The organism is Vibrio sp. 10N.286.46.A8 (genome assembly GCF_041470165.1).
Taxonomy (GTDB): Bacteria; Pseudomonadota; Gammaproteobacteria; order Enterobacterales; family Vibrionaceae; genus Vibrio; species Vibrio tasmaniensis_A.
The window spans coordinates 1-21,939 of record NZ_JBFRLX010000079.1; the positions used below are offsets into that span (position 1 = coordinate 1).

Here is a 21,939-nt window from a genome sequence, read left to right on the forward strand (position 1 = left end):
ACCATATCGAGACAATCATAAAAAACCGGGCGATCTGACATATAAATAATTTAATCATATAAAACCAAAAGCCAAATTAGCTTTCCAAAGAGGGAATGACAAAAATTACAGAACAAGACAAAAAGTAAAAATCCAGCCCCTAGAAATGGATAAATGCCAAAATAAATGGATAAATCCACTTTACCCCTTGTAAATCATCAACTTTTATTTATAAATTCAAGTTTTGGGTGAACATCTCTATAACCTGTTATTGACCCCAAAATTCTGCGATTAGTATCAACATCTTGAGAGAAATAGTGACATTTTAGTTATGTTATTTAGAAAGGACTCTTAGGTTGAATGAAAATCTCAGCATCACATATCAATCACGTAAATATAATAACTATCGCTTAGGAGTTAAGCTATGCATTGTTCTTTCAATATAAACAATAACTATGAGAGCTTGCAATTAATTTATAATGAAGAAAAAATATACATAAAAAGGAACAGTAATAAGATATCAGAGGAAAGTCTTAATAGTAAAGAAAGTTTTGTTTTCAAATATCTTATTGAGCATTCATCGATATCAAACCCTCAATCTGCTAGAGATGTTGAAAAGTCATTTAAATTACACTTCGATGAAGAGTTCAGCTTGTACGCTTTAAAGAACATTATTGCTTCGATAAGAAAAAAGTATAGGAATCTGTGTAAGAAAGCCAAAATTAACAATAATAGTGAACTTATCTCGAACCTTTATAAGGTTGGTTATTTTATCGACCTAGATAAAAGTACAACCAACCGTATAACACCAAAATGCAACATCAACCAATTCAAGCTCAGCCATATCGAGATGTTGAAGCTGATGCTCAACACTTACCAAAAAGAGTTGATCAGAGGCTTTATAACCGTTTGTACCGTTTCTTCATTTTTTTTGTTCGTTGTCTACTTCTTCCAAATCCTTTATACAACGAAAATTGCAGATGAATACAGTAAAAACGCAAAGCAAATAGTAGAGGAAGTAATGAACTATGGCTGTGATAGCGAAGTTGCAGTGTACGCATTGAGGCACTCACTTAACCTTGATTCTGTTTTGATGACAACGCCTTATGGTTCATGCTACATATCCAAAACACAATCAAAAATGGTTGAACTAGACCAAATTGAAAATTTTGACGATAGCCTAGATTTTGCTTATTCACGCTTCTCAGACCCCAAAGAGGACATCGAACTCATTGCGCGTATTTCTAAATGGTCTATTGAAGCTAGATATAAGAACTCATTACTCCCTCTTTTGGTTGATTCAGTTTCCATACAAAAGAATGGTCACTACATATTAAACCTAGGCGAAAACAGTCAGCCTATTTATCAAGCCCCACTTCCAACCGGTGCAACCATCACTTTCTACAGTGATGATATTGTGCTTCTGTGGGTCATTTTTTCTCTGGTGATCGCCACGCTACTTTATCGCTCATATATTCTTGGCTTTGGCATTTACCTGCTTCGTTGGCGACACATATCCTTCGAGGAAGAGCCCATAATCAACACTGACGACAATAGCGTTTTATATTACGAGTTATTGTCTAGAGTGCGTAACGTAGGCGTTCTGAGTTTCATCAACACCATGAGACGTACTAATTTGTTGACCTTTCATACTATTTTAATCATTGAAACAGTAAAAAAAGCGAAGTTAGACAATAGCCATGATATCTACGGTGTCAATGTGTGCCCGAGTGCGTTGGTGGGATCTAACTTTACAAAGCTCAAAGAGCATTTAGTCACGATGGAAGCGAATGAGTTTGTCGTAGAAATAACAGAGTATTCAAACATTGGCTATGGCTATGAGGTCATCGACAACATCAAAATGATCAAAGATCTTGGAATCACCATCGCGCTAGACGACTTTGGTACAGGTAACAACAACATTGAAATAATTAGTGCTATCTCTCCGACCTACCTAAAACTGGATCGTTGTTTTGTTAAAGACATTGAGTCAGGAGATTATCATCAAGGAGTATTGCTTAATATATCGGAGATTGGACGCTTATCAAACATCACGATGATTTATGAAGGTGTCGAGACGCGCAGGCAGCAATATATCTTATGTCAGTTAGGCTACAACCTACATCAAGGTTATCTGTACAGTAGACCTAGTCACTCGGAGGAGTAATTATCTACCACCTCATTTAAATATTGATGACCTCCCTTTTCTTGTTTAATTGCCATTGATCATACAACGACTTGAGAGCCCACAAGGAAGTAGGCTTCAAGCGTTCTCATAACCCAATACATTTCTCTCAAACATAAAAATATACTCTTCATTTTTATAAAAACCTTGCCAATCTAAATAAAAAGTTTAGTGTTATACACATATATATCACCATGCAGTTTTAATTATGACCGAATGGAAAGACGACCAACCGATCTTTAGGCAGCTAGCGGCAAAGATCAGTGACCAAATTCTTCAAGGTGTTTGGTTAGAGCGACAAGCACTGCCCTCTGTGCGTGCGGTTGCCGCCGATCTCAAGATCAACCACCTTACTGTCATGAAAAGCTACCAGTTACTGGTGGATGAAGGCTTGGTAGAGAAAAAACGCGGCCAAGGTATGTATGTCGCAGAAGGGGCACTTCAAAAATTGAAAGAGTCCGCACATCAATCATTCATCAACACACAGATCCCAGCCATCGCTGAGACGCTAGGCATCATTGATATGAGTGTCGAAGAACTCGTGAAACAGCTAGAACAACATATAAAGGACAAGTCATGAGTACTTTACTTTCAGTGAAAAACGTAACCAAAACCTATTCAAATCAAGTGGGTGTCGAGAACATCAGCTTTGAGTTAAAACCGGGGCAAGTGCTTGGTCTGCTAGGCCACAATGGCGCAGGGAAATCGACTCTGATCAAATCACTGCTTGGCGGACACAGCTATCAAGGTGAGATAGAAGTTAACGGCTATCACCCTATCCACCAGCATGCAGAACTCATGTTGCACCTGTCGTACATTTCAGATGTTAATGTGCTACCCGAGTGGATGACCGTTAAACAACTGCTTCGATACACCCAAGGCGTGCACCCAAGCTTCAACAAGCAAAAAGCAGAACAGACGTTAAGTAGCACCAACATTAAGCTGTCTTCAACGATCAAACAGCTTTCTAAAGGGATGAAGGTACAACTTCACCTTGCAATCATTATCGCGACCGACACTCAAGTGTTGATCTTAGATGAGCCAACGCTAGGTCTAGATCTGCTCTACCGCGATACTTTTTATCGCCACCTCCTAGAGTGGTTCCATGACGGCGAACGCGCGATGATCATTGCCAGCCATGAGGTTTCAGAAATTGAACACCTATTAACGGACGTATTGATTCTAAAACAAGGCCATTGTGTGCTGCAAAAGAGCATGGAAGACATCGAGAACGACTATTTCATTATCGATGTCGCAAACAACCACTCAAGCGAAATTCAGAAACTCAATCCACTGACCTCACAGCCAGGGCTAGGAACCACTAAGTGGTTATTGGAAGGTCAATACAAAGCGCAAGTTGAATCATTGGGTAACATCTACAACGTTGGTCTCGCAGACCTATTCCTTGCAACACAGACGGAGAAGGCATAATGCACCCAACTTTTTATATGCTAGAAAAAGAACTGATCGAGCACAAAATTAACACTCGATTACCTCTATTTATCGCGTTATGTGGTTTCTTGCTGTTCGTTAGTTTGTTTTTCAATGGCGTAGCGCAGCATGAGTTCTTCTTCCAAATGGAAGTGAATGGCGACGTGAGCGACATCCACAGAGAGTTTGCACAAGACCTCAACTCAGTGATCTACTTTGGTGCTGGCCTTATTTCACTCATACTTTCGACGCTTTACATCCCTAAAACACTGCGTAAAGAGCGCCAAGAAGGCAGTTCGATGTTTTGGAGAAGTATGCCAGTATCCAATGCCATGACTCACGGCGTTAAGCTAGGCTTCGGTCTAGTGGTTATTCCGGCTATCTGCGCGCTATTAGTTCTATTCGCTGACTTCCTATTCTGGATATTGAACGTCTCAAGCGAACAACAATTGGCATTGATAGTAGAGCAGCAATCACTGTTTTATGTGCTGAGCAATTGGTTGGTATTCTTTGGGCGAATGATGTTAGTTGCACTGGTTTTATTGCCACTAGCAACCGTTACCCTGGCAATTTCGCAGTTAGTGAATTCTCCACTGCTTGTCATTTTTATCTCAAGCTATGCGATTAAGTTACTCTCGGTCGCCGTATTTGGATTCTATGGCATCAATGACTTCTTCTCTCTCATCGCATCACTACCAATAAAGGTACTAACGGCGAGCAACCCATTCAGTGCGATTGCAGAAGCGCCGGTTTTGTCTTTGGGTATTTATGTGCTGATTGGTGTTGGCGGCTATCTGCTGAGCCTAAAGCTAAATAGAACGGACGATGTGAGCTTGAAGACGCTGTTCCAACGATAGAGTCACTTATTCTGAGCCCTCAACGGGTAACCAAATCAGATATCAAAATCTAAATCAAAGCTTCTGAGAAATCAGGAGCTTTTTTATTGGCTGCTGTTTTATTGTTAGGTGTTTTGAATTATAACAACGGTTTTCGTGATAGAGGCAAAGGTACGGATTGGTGGTTGGTTTTGGTTTTGCTTCAGAGTGCTGAGTGCTGAGTGCTGAGTGCTGAGTGAGGATAAACTAGGAGGTATTAATGAGCTGACATTGAATTGCATTACTGTTAATGCCTGCCAGCTCTTTGGGGGGTAATTTCTTTAGTTGCCGACCAGATGAAGGTCCTTGAGAGTGCTATTGAAATCGGTTTGTTGCGTTTTACATTTGATTAAGCTGTTCAGCTTTTTTAAAGCTTTACGATTTAAAGCTTATTTCTTTGAAGCTTCTTTCGCTGTGTCTTTCCAGTATTGGATGCGAACGCGATGAAGCTGTGCTCTTCTCATTTTTTTCATAAGGGATATTTCCTTTTCTTTATCTGCTCTTCATGAGCTATTTCTATTGCCTACCATTCGAATCTAACGGTGTTTGATGGCCAGATCAATGATACAAGTCACAAAATATATAGAGTTTCGAGTACCATTTACATCAAAGTATGACCTAGTTATCAACTATGGCTCAATTCAATCTATTAAGCCGTTGTTCGAAATTTAGATTAGTTATCTCAGATGACAAATTCATTTCAGTATCAATACAGTTCAGTGATACTAATTTAATAGACCGGACCAACGCTGATTTAGTTCCAGCATCTTATCTTTTATTACTCACCCCACCCATAAAGTTACAGCGTAACCAATTCTATATTCAATGTGAACAATTAATCGCCACATTAGCCTATACGTCACAACATCAAAATGGGATTATGTTTGTAACGGGTAGAGCTTTTTATAGAAGAAAGCCGTAGTGGACAAAATTAAATAGACGTAATTAAATGGACGTAATTATGAGTAAAGTCATTCTGCAAGGGCATATTCTAGTGCCAGACAACGACCTCGAAGCAGTAACCCAAGCGCTGGTTGTACACAAAGAACTGACACTGGAAGAGCCTGGCTGTATTGTATTTCGAGTCAGCCAAAGTTCACTTCAGCCTAATCGATTTGAAGTTTATGAAGAGTTTACGAATCGAGAAGCATTTGAAGCGCACCAACAGCGAGTAAAAACGTCTGAATGGGGTGAAACCTCCAAGAACGTGACACGTCATTACCAAGTCACCGACGTTCCGACATCATAATGATACACCCGCTAGCCAACCACATCGTCACGTTGATCAAACAAGATCCCTTACGAATACAGGTTTTAGACTGTGTCTCTCAGTTGGATTTACCGCAGTGTTATGTCGCTGCGGGCTTTGTGAGAAACCTAGTTTGGGACGACCTACATGGTTATGCCTCCCCGACTCCACTTAATGATATTGATGTGATCTACTTTGATCCTATTGATACCTTCTACGAATCGGGTCTTAGATACGAGGCTCTACTTCAACAACGGTTGCCTGAATTAAATTGGCAAGTTCGCAATCAAGCCAACATGCATACTCGAAACGAGGATGAGCCCTATCAAAGCTCATTGGATGCGATGCGTTACTGGCCAGAGAAAGAAACCGCAGTCGCCGTCAAGCAAAGCCCGACAGGGGAAATCGAGTGCATTTCGGCTTTTGGTTTAGAGAGTTTGTTTGATTTAAAGATCACACCGAATCCCAATCGCAGCAGAGACGTGTTTGATCAACGAGTTCAGTCTAAAAACTGGTTAACTCATTGGCCGAAGTTAACTATTGGTTGTTTGAGTCTCAAAGGGTCATTTGTCGCTCGTACTAATTAGTCGCAAATTTTTTACATTAATATGTTTAATATAAACTATGGTTAATATTAACTCACATCCATATAAGGTAGCTGTTATGTCGATTTTACGTGCGTTACTGATACTTATAAGCTTAGTTATCATTGGGTGTGCTGATACACATAAACTTCAGGTTACGGATGTAAACTCGACAGCTAAATTTGAAACAAGTGATTCAGTTTTAATCGGCCGCTCAAAGAATGGGGAATATGGGAAGCACTATTATTCAGGCTCAGGACTAATGGTGAGTAAAGCTCTTCAATCAGAGTTATTCACAAAACTAAACAACGTCGCAATCGCTAACCAAGCAGCTGATTACAATTTTGTCCTTGAATATGCGAAAAGCAATGAGTTCGACTACTTAATTTTTCCTACCATATTACACTGGGAAGATCGCGCGACTGAATGGTCAGCAAAGCCAGATAAAGTAAGCGTAAAAATTACAGTTGTTGATGTTAAAACAAAAGTAATTATTAAGTCTGGCATAATCGAAGGAAAAAGCGGGCTAGCTACCTTTGGCGGTGACCACCCACAAGATTTATTGTCAGAGCCGGTCAGCGAATTTATGGCTAGCCTATTAAATTAATTATCGTGGTGATTCAATAATTGAGCTCTATTGCGTAGACAACATCAACTCTACCTTATGACACCGTAGTTAGCATGGTTAACCTATGTCGAATCAAACTTTGCCTCTGTACTAAAACCATTGACTAAAAGCCCAATCAGATCGAACATGCCCCCACTTGCTTAGCTTAATAATTTATTAGCTTAGTAAGTTAGTGACTAACCAGCTCATCAACCGCGCCTGGCGACTAACTGCTGCGCGCTCTCGTCATACTGAGTAACGACCATGAACCAACAATATATGCTGCAAGCTCTTGAAGCTTCGCGCCAAGCCCTACCCGATTGCCAACCAAACCCGCCTGTGGGTTGTGTTTTGGTGAAAAATGATAAGGTGGTGTCTGTTGGATATACGCAAAAGGTCGGTGGGAATCATGCCGAGGTTGAAGCACTGAATGGCTATGACTGCGAAACGGATGGAGAAATAGAAGGCGTTACCGCTTACGTAACTTTAGAGCCATGTTCATTTGTTGGCAGAACACCCGCTTGCGCCAGTACATTGGTTAAAGCAGGTGTAAAACACGTAGTAGTGGCGATGCTAGACCCTGACCCTCGCAATAATGGTCGTGGTGTGGCGATACTCGAGTCGCACGGCGTGAAAGTCGATGTAGGGTTATGCCAAGAACAGGTAAGCGCCTTTTTAACCCCGTATCTTGGTAAGTCCTAGCTCTTAAACAGCCAGTGCTAATTCAATTTCACTCGGTAAAGCGGATTGACTGGCTTATCGACAAAATACGACCAAATATGATCGTAGACGGCATGTTGGTTGGGGAACGGCGCAAGTGCTTTCGCTTCCTCTAAATCGCACCAGCGGTACTCTGTATGTTCGTCATTCAGTTCAATCGCTTGGTTGGGTGGGCATAGCACCGCAAACACAGGGATTAGCTGAATCACATTAACGTGAGCCTCGTAAAACTGCTCCAGAAACTGCGCGTTATACAAAGCTTCCACTTTAATTTGGGTCTCTTCTTCAAACTCGCGCACGATAGCCTGCCAGCCTGTTTCACCCGCTTCAATCGAGCCTGCGACATGGCACCAAAACTCGCCCTTCACACGCTTCATTAGTAGCATTTTCATTTGTCCGTCGATCTCTGAAAGAGCGACACCGGATACAATTGAAGTATTGAGTGGAATCATAACGTTACCTTAGTTTTCATAAGAGGGCGGCAAGGCTACCACCCTTCGTTTGTGAAGTTACCTTCTATGATTAAAAACGAGAAGTTACTCATCAATTAATGAAGTTCAAGCCATAACTCATGGGTTCCGTGTTAACCGTCTCGCTTAGCTATCCAGTAATAGAACCATTTCTTATTTGAGGCGCTTTTCGATAAAGAGTAGAATCGCCGCCTTGTACTGTGTTTAAAACCTCTAAACATACACAGTAGACTCAATCATTTATCACCACGATATAAGTATTAATACGACTATGTACTCATCAACAAAACCAACGCACGACTCAGAAAACAGCCACACACCTGAGCATTGCTTCACTCGTTTTCAACAGCCGATCGAGTCATATTCGTTGCCTGAGCGTTTCACATTCCCGTTCTACTACGAACCACACCCACTGTGTGAAATCGCCTCTCATCAGCTTCAACAGTATCTAGAAACTCAAACCGATTGGCAGCATGACTTCGGATTGGATTCTGACGCTGGTCGCGGCAAAATGTTTGGTGTGTTATTGGTGAAAAGTCCAGAGGGTGAATTGGGGTACTTCTCTGCTTTCTCAGGTAAAATCGCCGACCAAAACCTACTGCCTCACTTTGTGCCGCCCGTATTCGACATGCTCAGCAGCGACAGTTTTTTCCATCAAGACACAGCCGACATGATGGCTGTCAACGCTGAGTTTAAAGCGCTGCAAGCAAATACTGAATACCTTGAATTGTGCGAGCAACTGGCGCAGCAGAAAGCGCAAGCTGAGCAAGAGATTGAAGCGCAACGTCTATTGATTATTGAAGGCCGAAAAACGCGTAAAGAACAACGTGAACAAGGCAAAGAAAACCTTGATGAGCAAGCTTTCGAACAGCTAAATAACGAGCTAAACAAGGCCAGTGTTGCCGACAAGAACCAGCAGAAATACCTAAAACTCAACTGGGAACAGACCCTGCAAGTGTTGCAGGCTAAAGTTGATGTTTTCACGACTCAACTGGCTGAATTAAAAGAGCAAAGAGCACACCTTTCTCATCAGCTTCAACACAAGTTGTTTTCACAATACGCTTTCCAAAATGCGGAAGGAAACATTGAGGATCTGAACCAGATCTTTGAAGACACCCCATACAAGATACCACCAGCGGGTTCTGGCGAATGTGCCGCTCCAAAGCTGCTGCAATACGCGTATTTAAATGGCTACACTCCGTTGGCATTGGCTGAGTTTTGGTGGGGTCGCTCTCCAAAGTCGGAGATCCGTAAACACAAGAAATACTACGCTTCTTGTCAGAGTAAATGTGTGCCGATTTTAGGTCATATGATGAAAGGCCTTGAAGTCGACCCAAACCCATTGCTAGAGAATCCAGCTGAAGGCAAAGAGCTGGATATTCTGTTCCAAGATGAGCACATCGTGGTAGTCCACAAGCCAGCAGGTTTTCTATCCGTGCCGGGTAAAACTATCAAAGATTCCGCCTACACACGTGTTCAAGAAATGCATCCCGAAGTTGAAGGGCCATTCGTTATTCACCGCTTAGACATGGCGACCTCTGGCATTCTCATCTTCGCTCTCACACGACGTGCGAACAAGAGCTTGCAGAAGCAGTTCATTACTCGTGAAGTCGAGAAGCGATACGTGGCAATGATTGAAGGCGTTCTAGCAGACGATGAAGGCTATGTTCGACTACCATTGCGTGGTGATTTGTATGACCGCCCTCGTCAGATTGTCTGCTTCGAACACGGCAAGCCTGCAGAAACCAAATGGGAAGTGATTGAGCGAAACGAGCAAACCACTAAGGTTTACCTGCACCCTAAAACAGGGCGTACACACCAGTTGCGTGTTCACTGTTCACATGAAGAAGGCCTTAACATGCCTATCGTCGGTGATGGCCTATATGGCAATAAAGCCGACCGACTGCACCTACACGCGGAAAGACTTGCGCTGCACCACCCTGTGACCAAAGAGTGGATGGAGTTTCAGTTCGACGCTGAATTCTAAAACCTCTCATTAGTACCGAGCTTTGATAAGGAGTCACAATAGCTTGTGGCTCCTACCTCTTTTGGGTATATCTCCACGCTTATTGCATTACATCAAGATTCACTTTGTTGTGAAGAGTAGCATGCCCACCTTCTTCTCTCCTTGAGGCCTTTGATATGTCATCAGCTGCTTTGAATTTACAACCTAACAAACTGACTTCCCCATTAATTGCAACTCAAGCAACGAGCTTGAAACCAATTACATCCAAAAAGCCAGACTTAAACTCGGCAATGCTCAACTTAATTGAAGAAGTTAAAAACGAGCTCCCACTTTACGAGTCGGAGACGTTTATCTGTGGGCCAAAAGGAAATTGCTCGGGTTGCTCTAAGAAACTGCTAGAGATGGTCGACAGTGAGTTAATGTATTGGGAGCACAGTATTTCCATTGGCCAAGGCCCTAACTTCGAAGAACTGCGCCGCTTTGGTAAACTATGCAGCAGCGTTCGACGTGGTTTAGAGCGTAACGGTTTAGTCGAAAAACGCCCAAAGAAAAGATAACAAGCCAACTCGATAATCATTACAATGTGTCGCTGGCGATTACAAGCTACCCTGCTACTAACTGATTGAACTCGTTAGCTATAAAAGTAATAATGTTTTGTAATACAATTCAGTATGCAGACCGACTTCGTAGATTCGAACTCATAGAGATAAGCTCATCGATACTTTCACTATATTCTCGAACTCCTCTATCCTTCTTGTCTGACGTGCCTTAACCTTCTGTATATCAATATCACATCAATTAGAAACCTATCTTGGACAACGGAGAGCCACCTTGAAGAGACCACAACCAGTACTGGGAAAGACCGGTATGCTATTTTTTCTCGTCATAATAAGTGCTTTCCCTCCATTGACCATCGACCTTTACTTACCTGCGCTTCCGCAGATGGTCGAGGTGTTTAATACTGACCGATCAATGGTCAACCTAACCCTGAGCAGCTACTTCGTTACTTACGCCATCGGTCTTTTGTTCTGGGGGCCGCTCAGCGAAAAATTTGGTCGTAAGCCGATCCTATTAATTGGATTAGCGGGTTATATGGTCGCGAGCATATTGTGCGCGATGACCAATAGCATCGAACAGTTGATTGGTGCTCGTGTATTCCAAGCCTTTGCGGGCAGTGCCATCACCGTTATCGCTACCGCCATTGTCAAAGATCTTTATGACGGCCGAGAACGTGAAAAGATCATGGCGACTATCATGTCACTGGTGATCATCGCGCCAATGGTTGCGCCTGTATTTGGTGCCTTTCTACTGAAAATTGCTTCTTGGCGAATGATGTTTGTCACGCTCGCCATTTTTGGTGCATTTGCGTCAGTATTAGCTTGCTGCTACCGAGAAACACTCGAAAACAAATACCAAGGTTCTATATTCCGATCATGGGGAAGAATGGGCGTGGTCATGAAAAACCGCTCGTTCGTCAAGCTGCTGGTCATTTTCTCTATCATACCGATGGCGTTGATGGGCTTTCTTGCGGCGGGTTCTTATATCTACATCGATCACTTTGGATTGACCGAACAACAGTTTAGTTACGCGTTCGCATTCAATGCACTGTGCGCCTCATTTGGTCCAACAATTTACATGAAGTTGTCCTACCGAATGCCGGTTCAAAAGGTCATCTCAGGATGTTTTGCTTTATTAGCGCTTGCGGGAATATTCACCCTAACCATTGGCGACCTGTCCCCTTGGTTCTTCATGTTCATCGCTGCACCAGCGACATTAATGGCGATCATCATGCGAGTACCGGGTACCAACTTGATGTTGAATCAACAAGATCATGACACGGGCTCTGCCGTCGCACTGATACAGTTCTTCAGCATGATTTGTGGCTCGCTTGGCATGGTGTTGGTTTCAATACGCCCAGAGTCACTGATTGAAAACCTAGGCTTTATTCAATTATCCGTCGGTACGCTAGGCGGCCTGATGTGGCTGATGGTCAGAAACAAAGAGTTCGTGATTAATAAGCTGAATTAAGCCCTTCCAAAATAGCTAAGTTTTGTACTCAAATACGATTTAGGGCGTCCTCGATCGTGTTTGAGGTCTCGCCCTCACTGGCTTTAGCGCATATTGGCTCCAATCACCTCAATTGGAGTTAAACCATGAAATGGATACATTTACTGTTCACATCCCTACTTTTCCTTTGTGCTCCATCCATCGCTTCCGGTGTCGGATTCACTCAAGTAACCTTAACTGACAATCCTAATCGCCCGCTAAACACTGCCATTTGGTATCCCACACAAGATGTATCAGACACAACCTTGATTGGCGATAACCCAGCCTTCGTCGGTACGCAAATCATCAAAGATGCTGAGATTCAATCAGGCACTTTTCCAGTAGTACTTCTATCACACGGATACCGAGGAAACTGGCGAAACCAAAACTGGTTGGCGACCGAACTTGCGAGTCGTGGCTACATCGTAGCGGCCACTGACCATCCGGGAACCACCTCTTTCGACCAATCTCCAGAGCAAGCCGCCAAGTGGTGGGAAAGGCCGCGAGATATCACTCGAACCATCGATTACCTGTTAAGCGAAGTTCAATGGAAGCAAGCTGTTAACGCCAACAATATCGCAGCAATCGGACACTCGTTAGGTGGCTGGACAGTGATGCAATTGGCAGGAGCGAAAATAGATAGAGCGACCTTTGAAGCCGAATGTCTTATATACCCTAACCCGCGTACCTGTGGGCTGTCTGATGAATTAGGGCTATCACAAGTCCAACCCTCAGAACCAAGCAATAAAAACCTTTCAGACCCTCGAATTCAACGTGTAGTTAGCCTTGATCTGGGGCTTGCTCGCAGCTTCTCAGTCGGCAGCTTAAATGACATTACAGTGCCAACCTTAATATTGGCGGCTGGGATTGATATTGGAGACCTACCTCAGGCATTAGAGTCTGGCTACATTGCTGAGCACATGCCTCTTAATTTAAGACGCTATAAGGTCTATGAAAGCGCTACCCATTTCAGCTTTATTCAAAGCTGCAAACCCGGGGCAGTACCAATGCTTGAAGAAGAAGTGCCAGGTGATGGCATTATTTGTAAAGATGGCGTTGGTACATCACGCGACCAGCTACATCAATTGATCTTAAACGACATCGTGAGCTTTCTGAATTGATAAACAGAGAGCAAACACACTCAATCTAACACTTGCGGCGAACTTCGATACTCACTCGGAGTTTGCCCAGTTATTCTTGAAAACTCGCGATTGAAATTGGACTTGGTCTGAAAGCCTGAACTAAGGAAGATATCAGTTATCGCTTCATCACTTTGCATCAGGAGAGTCTTAGCGTGCTCAATTCGATAGGCGTTAATTACCTTTGAAATGTTCTGGTGGTGAGTTTGATTAACCGCAGACGATATTTTTCGAGCTGGGATACCTAGCTTTCTCGCCACTCGATTCAGGGACAAATCAGGATCTTTAAACACCTGATGATCCTTCATTAACGCATCAAACTTAGCGACGATCTGCGTGACTTCTTCATCTACTTTTTGGCTTGTCGACGATGCAGCAGATACATCAATTGCTTCAGGTAAATGGTTTGCCGTTGTCAATTCACTCTGCTGCTGGTTTTGTTTCTGAATTGGTGCCGTGCTAGTACTCACAACGACTACAGCCCCAACAATTACAGGAATAAGAACTAGGTAACCAATAGACAGAATTAAGTCGGTGTGTTGTGCGTTAAACAGCAAAATATCATACGAGATAATACCGTCCACGAGAGCCGAAAACAGTAAGGCAAAACCAGCAACACGTTCAGCATACAAAACATTCGATACATCACTCAGCCTGACGTGCTCTGGGAAGTTAAATGATGATTTCAACAACAAGCAGCCATAGCCGAGATATAGCGAGATCAACAATAGATCAATCGTTCCACCCCAAATATACGAATAAGAAAAGGAGCCAACCAGAACAACCACTGGGCCTAAGCAATGTAAAAGAGACAAAGGTTTACTTCGATGAGCTCCCGCAAAGCAGAGCCATGCAGCCACCGGTACACTTGCCCCTAGAACCGGTTGTAAGAAACGGAACAGTGCAATATCAAACGTCCAACGCAACCCAACAACAGTAATCATCACCGCACACAACATAATAAACCAAAACGGTTTTTGGCTTGTTTGTGGGTAACGATATCGAAGCAAAACAGCCGTGATAAATAACAACAGAGCAGCAACAAATGGCAAGGGAATGGCGAGCATCAAAGTTCCATTTTAATAACAGAGTATATAGCGTCGATAGCTCAATAAGTATCGATGATAATTTGAACTCATGGTAATTCATTCGCCATATATAATAAAGACTCCTAGTCAGGAGCCTTTATTATCAAAATCAGTGATAACTAAGTTTGGTCAGTTGCTATTAAGCGTTAGCCACTTGGCGCGCTGGGTGTTTGATAAACACAGCGACTACAGCCACGATTGCAAGAGCAAAACAGTAGTAAGAGTTCGCTACAATATCCAAAGGCGATAGGTTAAATACCGAACCTAAAAGCAATACCTGCGCACCGTAAGGCAACACACCTTGAATCACACAAGAGAAGATATCCAACAAGCTTGCTGAGCGACGCGGAGACACGTTGTTCTCTTCCGCCAATTGACGAGCCACGCTACCAGATACAATAATCGCTACCGTGTTGTTTGCAGTACATAGGTTCACCATAGATACCAAGCCAGCAATACCTAGCTCGCTCGCACGACCATTCGCTTGCTTAGAGTGTGAAGAGCCAAACGCACGGATCACACCGCTTACAAGGTTAGTTAGGAACGCTAGTCCGCCTTGGCGACGCATCAGCTCACTCAAACCACCAATCAGCATCGACAGTAGGAAGATTTCCTGCATGTTACCGAAGCCTGCATAGATATCTTGAGCGTAATCCGTCATACCGTAGTTCTCAATAGAACCTAAACTCACGCCACCCGCTAGCAAGATCCCAATGGTCAGCACGACGAATACATTCATGCCCGATACCGCAAGAATCAGAATAGTGATGTACGGCAGAACTTTGAGCCACTCAATTGAGCCTGTTTCAGGCACTTGAGTTGCCGTGCTATTGAAAGCAAAGATGACAATCGCTATCAATGCAGCAGGAAGTGCAATGCGGATGTTCTCTTTAAACTTGTCTCTCATCTCACAGCCTTGTGAACGAGTCGCCGCAATCGTGGTATCAGAGATGATTGAAAGGTTGTCACCAAACATCGCGCCACTTAGCACCACACCAGCAGTCAGAGGAATACTCATGCCAGCTGAGTCAGCAATACCTAGCGCAACAGGGGCAACCGCAGCGATGGTACCCATCGACGTACCCATTGCGGTCGCAATGAAAGCAGAAATAAGGAAGATACCCGGTAAAATCATGCTTGTCGGAATCGCCGACAGCCCAAGGTTTACGGTTGCGTCAACGCCGCCTGACGCTTTAGCTACAGCCGCAAAAGCACCCGCCAATAGGTAGATCATACACATTGCGATAATGTCTTTGTGACCTACTCCACCTAAGAACTGTTCGATAGCACGGTTCAATTTATCTTTGCTTAGCAACAACGCTAGCATCACTGCAGGCAAAGCCGCAATCGGAGCTGGAAGCTGATAGAAAGCAAAATCGACGCCTTGCAGTGACAAGTACGTACCTACGCCAATAAACAGCGCTAGGAACACGATCAGAGGGATAAGCGCAACTGCAGAAGGTGCAATTACAGCATTAGAATTTTTTGAATTGGACATGGAACATCAACGCAATAGAACAGGAAGATGAGCAGACTAATGTCACACTTAAGGCTTGTCAACGTCTAGACGTCTAAACGCCCAATTTAATGCAAAGTAATAAGCACATCATTGAACATCACATAATAGAAAAGGCTACTTACTAACCAGTAAATAGCCTTTCGAGAACAGATCATGTAAGCAGAAAACTTTATAACTTTTGTTTAAATATCACTTCATATTCGCCCAGCTCGTCATAACGTACTGTCGTTAGTTTATCGAATTCGACTTCAACAACACCACAATATGACCCGGTAATAATGGCCTCCCCCGCTTCGAAGCTAACACCGCGTTGAGTCATGGTGTTAATCAGCCAATAGATAGGAGTTTGTGGTAGTGAGTTTGGGTGCTTACCAGTGAAGGCTTGCACTTTCTCATCTTGAGTAATAGCAATCTCAAAGTTCGCCGCTGCAAAAGCGCTCTCTTTACTAAGCTCAGGGCCAAGAAACAAACCTTGATTAGCTAAGCCATCGGCCAACACTTCATAGAACTCTACGCCACTATCATCGGCAAAGCGGGATTGAATAAGCTCTAAAGCCATGCGACACGAACCGATAGCCTCATTAACTTGCTCTTCAGTGTAACCATTGGAATTTGCTGGTAAAGGCTTGGCCAAGACAAAAGCAATTTCAGGTTCAATACGAACTACTCCGTTATCCGAAAAAGCCTCGCATTCAGAACCAAACTGAACGCTATCTTCGAAAATAGGCGCAACGATCAACTTCTCTTCGCTCAATGGCAACAGGCATTTCCAACCACCGACTTTACTGCGGTGAAGGTCAACCATTGATGCTTGAATGTGTAAAGAATCTTCAAGGTTGTTCGGGCGAAATTGATCACTCATTCGCGCTGCTTTCATACCAGCAACTCGGTAGCTTAGTAACTCCTTTGCCGCTTGTCTAAACTTACTTTGCATGTCTTATCACCCTGAAATTATAGGGCTTTATAATACTGAAATTTATAGCTTGTGGGTAGGTATCCAATTACAGTTTCCACCATGCTTGAACAGGTACTGGTTCTGAAATCACCAAACGTTCACCCATCACAGGGCTTACCATTTGTACATCTCGCTCTTTGCTTATCGCCAGTGCTTGTTCCATTGGGTCTTGCCAATCGTGCATAGAGAGATCAAACGTACTGTTGTGGATTGGCATCATCACCTTGCCTTGCAGGTCGATGTGCGCTTGAACGCTTTGCTCTGGGAACATATGAATATCCGCCCAAAGTGAATTGTATGCGCCCGTTTCGACCATGGTTAAATCAAACGGCCCGTAGCGCTCACCAATCTCTTTGAAGCCATTGAAGTAACCGGAGTCACCACTAAAGAATACTTTCTTATCTGAAGCCTTGATAACCCAACTCCCCCACAGTGTTTGGTCACGATCAAGTAAGCCACGACCAGAGAAGTGCTGTGTCGGCGTCAACGTGAACTCAATATCTGAGGCCGTTGCCGATTCCCACCAATTCAATTCGATGATCTTCTCTTTATCGACGCCCCACTTTTCCAGTAGTGCACCGACTCTGAGTGGCACCAAAAATGTACCTACTTTATCGGCTAATACCTTAACCGCACCTTTGTCTAAATGGTCGTAGTGGTCGTGACTTATCACAACTACATCAATATCAGGCAATTCTTGCAGTGAGATTGGTGTTGGGTGGAAGCGCTTTGGCCCCATCCATTGAACTGGTGATGCACGATCACTGAACACAGGATCAGTCATCACTAGCTTGCCATCCAGCTTCATCATCACGCTAGAGTGACCTAAGCGATAAGCGACATCGTCTTGTTCTTCGACCAGTTGCTCGGCAGTCATAGGAATTAGAGGCAATGCAGAACGTGGCACCGGCTCATTCCTTTCCACTGTCACATAAGCTTTCAGGATTGAAAAAATATCAGACATACCCGATTTGTATTCCAGCTCACTGTTAACAAACTTCTTCGGAAGCTTATCTAGATTGTCGTTTGATTGTGAACCTGTGCTTACGATAGCGACCACGGCAAGTACTCCTAAAATCGGTAATAGATATTTTCTCATTGGTATCTCTTCATCGGCTAGGATAAACCCAACACATAAACTACACCGACTAGTTTACATACCAAAATAAAAAAGTAAACCAATGAGTGTAACTTTTCATTTATCTAGACGTGAGCGTGCCAAAGTCGATTTTGGAAAAACCGACTTTGAAAACGAGCTAACTTAGTTATTTAGTTAGGAAGAAAGGTTAATCAGCAGACCATACATTCTTGAAATCTGGCCATCCCCAGTTGGTGATGGCCACGTTTTTCAAAATACCTTGGAAACGCACGGTTTGTAGATGGTGGAACATAGGCACTAGCCAATAATCAGAAATCAACGTGGATGCAACGGGCTCCAACTCTGCCAAGTAATTCGGCAGTTCAACCGAGGCTTTATGATGATCTAAGCGCTGTTTGAGCCAATCACTGTTCATCTCACCTAGTGCCGAGTGCAAAACAGGGTCATTCATCAACCACGAGAACAGTGAAGATGGCGCATTGTCGTCTAGGTTCAAGTTACACAGCACCAAGTCTTCTTTTAAATCGCCACTTTGAGAGAGCTGCGCCAGTTCGCGAAAGCTATAAGTATTCACCTCCACTTCCACGCCATATCGTTTAAGGATGTCTGATACACAAATAGCACAACGATAGAGCGCGTAGTAATTATAAACCGCAATGCTCATCTTTGTCGGCAGTTGTGCTTCTTTCGCAGGCGTTCGATACAACTTCTGCCAACTTGGCAGTATGTTTTGAGCTAAAGAGACACTGAACAAACCCTTGTTTTTTTCCAGCTGAGACAAAACCGCTTGTGGGTTAGCTATCCCTGAGATGTACTTACGCTGCTCATCAGTTAGCAGGCTAGCCGCTGAGTTCTGATTGAAAAGGATAAACAAACACCCATCCTCAACTCGGCTACGAAGGCCATCAGTTTCAGCCGACACCAGCTTCGCGTCGCTTTTTCCGAGTTGATGAAAACAAGACGAATCTTCATAAGGTGACACCTGCATTTGGCTGTCATCAAAGCGAGCACTGCCCGTCATCGACTCTTCGAATTGCCAAATCGTCACCTCATCGGTTAAAGACCGACAACCATAATAGAGCTCAAATGCCGCGAGCTTGATCCGTTCATTATTGGTCTCAACCACTTTAAATGGACCGGTACCAATAACTGCATGTGACACCGAGTTTAATGGAGACGGTTCATGGGTGACTTGCGCTGCGGGTTGAATCGAATACTTAACCCCAGCAAGTAAACCAGCAAAACCAGTATCTGCTTTGGTGAGTTGAAAGCTGACCCTCAATGGCTGTTCACTGTAAACCGAAGCTACATGGGCTAACTCTGTCTGATAGAAAGGTAGCGGTTGTAAGGCGGTAAACAACGACACGAGCTGCTTGGCGTCAACGGGTTGCCCATCGTGAAAGGTTAAGCCTGGGCGCAAATAGAAAGTCCAAACCAATTTTTCAGCATCATATTCCCAATGGTGCGCCAGTTCAGGCTTCAACTTGCCCTTGCCATTACAAGTGACGAGGCAACTGAACACTTGCCTGATCAAAAAGCGTTCGCTACTGCGGTGAATATGATGCGGGAACAAGTCTTCAAACTTACGTTTATAGGTTAATTGAACGTGCAGCAGCCCTTCACGCATCGTCGCACCTGAGGTTTCTTGGAGGAGAGAACCAAATACAGCGCGGTCATTGTCTAGAATTGAGAGTGCTTTTTCGTATTTGCCCTGCTCTATCAGTTTACTGGCAACATGTTGAGTCAATTCTTGATTGCTAAAACGTAAAGTCAGATTAGAACGTTGATTCCTGCCGACTTTTGGCTCCCACACCAACCATTCAGCCTGATGCATCTTGCCTAACAAGGTTCGTGCATGGCGCAAGCTGGTGAACAGCTTGTCTGCCACCTCAGTCAAAGTCACCGAATGTGAGAGGTTAGGCTCAAACGAATCTAGCCTTGTGTAATAACGCATCATGTTTAGATCAGACAAATAATGAACCTTTTTAGAAACAACCCTTCCTGATTAAGCTCATTATAAAACACATCAGCCCAAAAGTAGCGCTAAAAGACAAAAACAGGAACAACTTAGTAAAAACCCATCTGTTTATTACTTCCTATTAAGTAACCATAATTAATGAGTCAACAAGGAACTTTGAGTTCCCACCAAAGCCTAATACAAGAGAAGTAATCATCATGAGAAAATACTATCTTAATAAGCTTAAAAGCACCGGTAGCAAGCTCGAAAGAGAAGCACTTCGAACACTTATAGAGCTATGTAACTGGCGTTATTAGTACACTTTTAAGCACCGAGTTAACGCGAGTTGAGTACAACCTAATATGCTCCTACCCCCAATATGAGTTAGGTCTCAACTCGCTTTTCCATTCAAAACGCCCTCTAAACCCTGCTGTACCAATCACTCACACATACGATAAATTTCTGTTGTCGACTCGACAAATTTAATTCGTTTTCTTAGTTAAACGAAAAGCCTTAAGGTTCGCCCCGAAGCAAGCAAGGAGCCTCAGAAAAACTGAAAGCTCAGCTAACAACTAATTTATTTGCAGTTACCAATCAGGTATTAACTAAGGAAACGCCATGCGTATCGCAATTCTTTCTCGCAACGAAAATCTATACTCTACTTCTCGCTTAAAAGCGGCAGGAGAAGCTCGTGGTCACCAGGTCGATGTTATCGACACGCTGCACTGTGATATAGATATCGCGAGTAACAATCCGAAGATTCGCTACATGGGTGAAGAGCTACCTCAATACGATGCTGTTATTCCACGTATTGGCGCTTCCATTACCTTTTACGGCACTGCGGTTGTTCGCCAATTCGAAATGATGGGCACTTTTTGTATCAATGAGTCAGTAGCAATCAGTCGTTCTCGCGACAAACTGCGCTCACTACAATTGTTGTCTCGTAAAGGTATTGGCTTACCAAAAACAGGGTTCGCTAGCCGCCCAGACAAAATTCAAGACTTGATCAAAAACGTAGGTGGTGCGCCACTGGTTATCAAGCTTCTTGAAGGTACTCAAGGTATCGGTGTTGTTCTAGCAGAAACAAACAAAGCAGCTGAAAGCGTTATCGAAGCATTCATGGGCCTAAAAGCGAACATCTTGGTTCAAGAGTTCATTGAAGAAGCTAATGGCGCAGACATTCGTTGTTTTGTTGTGGGTAACAAGGTTATTGCAGCAATGAAACGCCAAGCTAGTGAGGGTGAATTCCGCTCTAACCTGCACCGTGGCGGTACAGCTCAATTGGTTAAACTAACCAAAGAAGAGCGCGCTACAGCGATCAATGCAGCCAAAATCATGGGTTTAAACCTATGTGGTGTCGATATTCTACAATCTAAGAATGGCCCTGTTGTAATGGAAGTGAACTCTTCTCCAGGCCTAGAAGGTATCGAGAAATCAACAGGCAAAGATGTGGCAGACATGATTTTCGAGTTCATTGAAAAAAATGCAAAACCAAACGCTAACCGTACTCGTGGCAAAGGCTGATTAAACGCCGTTTACTCATGATTGGAAAAAACATGAACAATAAAATGATCATAGGGAATACAGAAGCACTTTGCTTACCAGAGTTAGGGATAACTGGACTACATACGCGTGTTGATACAGGGGCTCAAACCTCTTCTCTGCACGTAGACAATCTACTATGTGTAAAAACAGATGGTGAAAACTTCGTTGAGTTCGATCTTCACCCAGACGTTTACCACCTAGAAGAGACAGTGCGCTGCAAGGCGAAGCTGAAAACAAGTAAAAGAATCAAATCATCGAACGGCGAAGTTGAACACCGTTGTGTGATTGAAACCATGCTAAAAATCGGCGGTCAGGAATGGCCTATCGATATCACACTAAGCAACCGTCAAGATATGACTTATATGATGCTGCTTGGTCGTCAAGGCATGAGTGACAAAGTGATTGTTGACCCAGCGGGTGAATTTCTAATTTCTCACTAATTGAACTGCTCCACAGCTCAAATAGTGAGTCAACAACGCGCATTAATAAAGGCCAGTCTTTGAGACTTAATGCCGATCGTTTAAG

General features: G+C 43.5%; 20 protein-coding genes. 14 read left to right on the forward strand and 6 right to left on the reverse strand.

Going from position 1 to position 21,939, the window contains the following annotated elements; genetic code table 11:
* The first annotated feature begins 403 nt into the window (after positions 1-403).
* From AB4232_RS09460 to AB4232_RS09495, 8 genes are all read left to right on the forward strand, one after another.
* Positions 404-2,146: an EAL domain-containing protein gene (locus AB4232_RS09460; protein ID WP_372086990.1), complete on the forward strand. Its 1,743-nt coding sequence runs from the start codon at positions 404-406 to the stop codon at positions 2,144-2,146.
* Positions 2,147-2,372: 226 nt separating this feature from the next.
* A complete protein-coding gene (locus AB4232_RS09465; RefSeq protein WP_372086991.1) occupies positions 2,373-2,744 on the forward strand; it encodes a GntR family transcriptional regulator in 372 nt (123 codons plus the stop codon).
* Positions 2,741-3,595, forward strand: a complete 855-nt coding sequence (locus AB4232_RS09470; protein ID WP_009844747.1) for an ABC transporter ATP-binding protein — start codon at positions 2,741-2,743, stop codon at positions 3,593-3,595. The genes AB4232_RS09465 and AB4232_RS09470 overlap by 4 nt, the downstream gene beginning before the upstream one ends.
* Complete coding sequence (locus AB4232_RS09475; protein WP_102582531.1) at positions 3,595-4,452, forward strand: hypothetical protein; 858 nt, start codon at positions 3,595-3,597, stop codon at positions 4,450-4,452. Before AB4232_RS09470 ends, AB4232_RS09475 begins: the two co-directional genes overlap by 1 nt.
* A 979-nt stretch (positions 4,453-5,431) precedes the next feature.
* Positions 5,432-5,719 carry a putative quinol monooxygenase gene (locus AB4232_RS09480; protein ID WP_372086992.1) on the forward strand — a complete coding sequence of 96 codons (288 nt, stop codon included), beginning with the start codon at positions 5,432-5,434 and terminating at the stop codon, positions 5,717-5,719.
* On the forward strand, positions 5,719-6,306 hold the full coding sequence (locus AB4232_RS09485; protein WP_372086993.1) for a nucleotidyltransferase family protein: 588 nt from the start codon (positions 5,719-5,721) through the stop codon (positions 6,304-6,306). Before AB4232_RS09480 ends, AB4232_RS09485 begins: the two co-directional genes overlap by 1 nt.
* A gap of 76 nt (positions 6,307-6,382) precedes the next feature.
* Positions 6,383-6,910, forward strand: coding sequence for a DUF4823 domain-containing protein (locus AB4232_RS09490; protein ID WP_009844743.1), 528 nt, complete (start codon positions 6,383-6,385; stop codon positions 6,908-6,910).
* Between the two features lie 264 nt (positions 6,911-7,174).
* Positions 7,175-7,612 carry a bifunctional diaminohydroxyphosphoribosylaminopyrimidine deaminase/5-amino-6-(5-phosphoribosylamino)uracil reductase RibD gene (locus tag AB4232_RS09495; protein ID WP_372086994.1) on the forward strand — a complete coding sequence of 146 codons (438 nt, stop codon included), beginning with the start codon at positions 7,175-7,177 and terminating at the stop codon, positions 7,610-7,612.
* A 17-nt stretch (positions 7,613-7,629) separates the two neighbouring features.
* On the opposite strand, the gene AB4232_RS09500 is transcribed toward AB4232_RS09495, so the two are convergent.
* Positions 7,630-8,082, reverse strand: a complete 453-nt coding sequence (locus AB4232_RS09500) for an NUDIX pyrophosphatase (protein WP_371703149.1) — start codon at positions 8,080-8,082, stop codon at positions 7,630-7,632.
* Between the two features lie 289 nt (positions 8,083-8,371).
* Here AB4232_RS09500 and AB4232_RS09505 point away from each other — a divergent pair, with 289 nt between their 5' ends.
* The 4 genes from AB4232_RS09505 (at position 8,372) to AB4232_RS09520 (ending at position 13,233) form a co-directional block, all read left to right on the forward strand.
* Positions 8,372-10,087, forward strand: coding sequence for a pseudouridine synthase (locus tag AB4232_RS09505; RefSeq protein WP_372086995.1), 1,716 nt, complete (start codon positions 8,372-8,374; stop codon positions 10,085-10,087).
* A gap of 155 nt (positions 10,088-10,242) precedes the next feature.
* Positions 10,243-10,623 (forward strand): hypothetical protein, encoded by a 381-nt coding sequence (locus AB4232_RS09510; RefSeq protein ID WP_052879966.1) that lies wholly within the window; start codon positions 10,243-10,245, stop codon positions 10,621-10,623.
* Positions 10,624-10,933: 310 nt separating this feature from the next.
* Positions 10,934-12,094 (forward strand): multidrug effflux MFS transporter, encoded by a 1,161-nt coding sequence (locus AB4232_RS09515; protein ID WP_017079588.1) that lies wholly within the window; start codon positions 10,934-10,936, stop codon positions 12,092-12,094.
* A gap of 125 nt (positions 12,095-12,219) precedes the next feature.
* Positions 12,220-13,233: an alpha/beta hydrolase family protein gene (locus tag AB4232_RS09520; protein ID WP_372086996.1), complete on the forward strand. Its 1,014-nt coding sequence runs from the start codon at positions 12,220-12,222 to the stop codon at positions 13,231-13,233.
* Positions 13,234-13,253: 20 nt separating this feature from the next.
* On the opposite strand, the gene AB4232_RS09525 is transcribed toward AB4232_RS09520, so the two are convergent.
* The 5 genes from AB4232_RS09525 to AB4232_RS09545 all read right to left on the reverse strand — a co-directional run bounded on the left by AB4232_RS09525 (position 13,254) and on the right by AB4232_RS09545 (position 19,884).
* Positions 13,254-14,321: a helix-turn-helix domain-containing protein gene (locus AB4232_RS09525; protein WP_372086997.1), complete on the reverse strand. Its 1,068-nt coding sequence runs from the start codon at positions 14,319-14,321 to the stop codon at positions 13,254-13,256.
* Between the two features lie 157 nt (positions 14,322-14,478).
* Entirely contained in the window at positions 14,479-15,837 is a 1,359-nt protein-coding gene (locus tag AB4232_RS09530; RefSeq protein WP_372044361.1) for a Na+/H+ antiporter NhaC family protein, read from the reverse strand.
* A 190-nt stretch (positions 15,838-16,027) separates the two neighbouring features.
* Positions 16,028-16,792, reverse strand: coding sequence for a fumarylacetoacetate hydrolase family protein (locus tag AB4232_RS09535; protein WP_372086998.1), 765 nt, complete (start codon positions 16,790-16,792; stop codon positions 16,028-16,030).
* Positions 16,793-16,859: 67 nt separating this feature from the next.
* A complete protein-coding gene (locus AB4232_RS09540) occupies positions 16,860-17,912 on the reverse strand; it encodes an MBL fold metallo-hydrolase (RefSeq protein WP_372086999.1) in 1,053 nt (350 codons plus the stop codon).
* Between the two features lie 187 nt (positions 17,913-18,099).
* Positions 18,100-19,884: an SgrR family transcriptional regulator gene (locus AB4232_RS09545; RefSeq protein ID WP_372087000.1), complete on the reverse strand. Its 1,785-nt coding sequence runs from the start codon at positions 19,882-19,884 to the stop codon at positions 18,100-18,102.
* 603 nt (positions 19,885-20,487) lie between these two features.
* On the opposite strand from AB4232_RS09545, the gene rimK reads away from it, so the two are divergent.
* Entirely contained in the window at positions 20,488-21,393 is a 906-nt protein-coding gene (gene rimK / locus AB4232_RS09550) for a 30S ribosomal protein S6--L-glutamate ligase (protein WP_372087001.1), read from the forward strand.
* A gap of 32 nt (positions 21,394-21,425) precedes the next feature.
* Positions 21,426-21,854, forward strand: coding sequence for a RimK/LysX family protein (locus AB4232_RS09555; RefSeq protein WP_004733090.1), 429 nt, complete (start codon positions 21,426-21,428; stop codon positions 21,852-21,854).
* Positions 21,855-21,939: the final 85 nt, after the last annotated feature.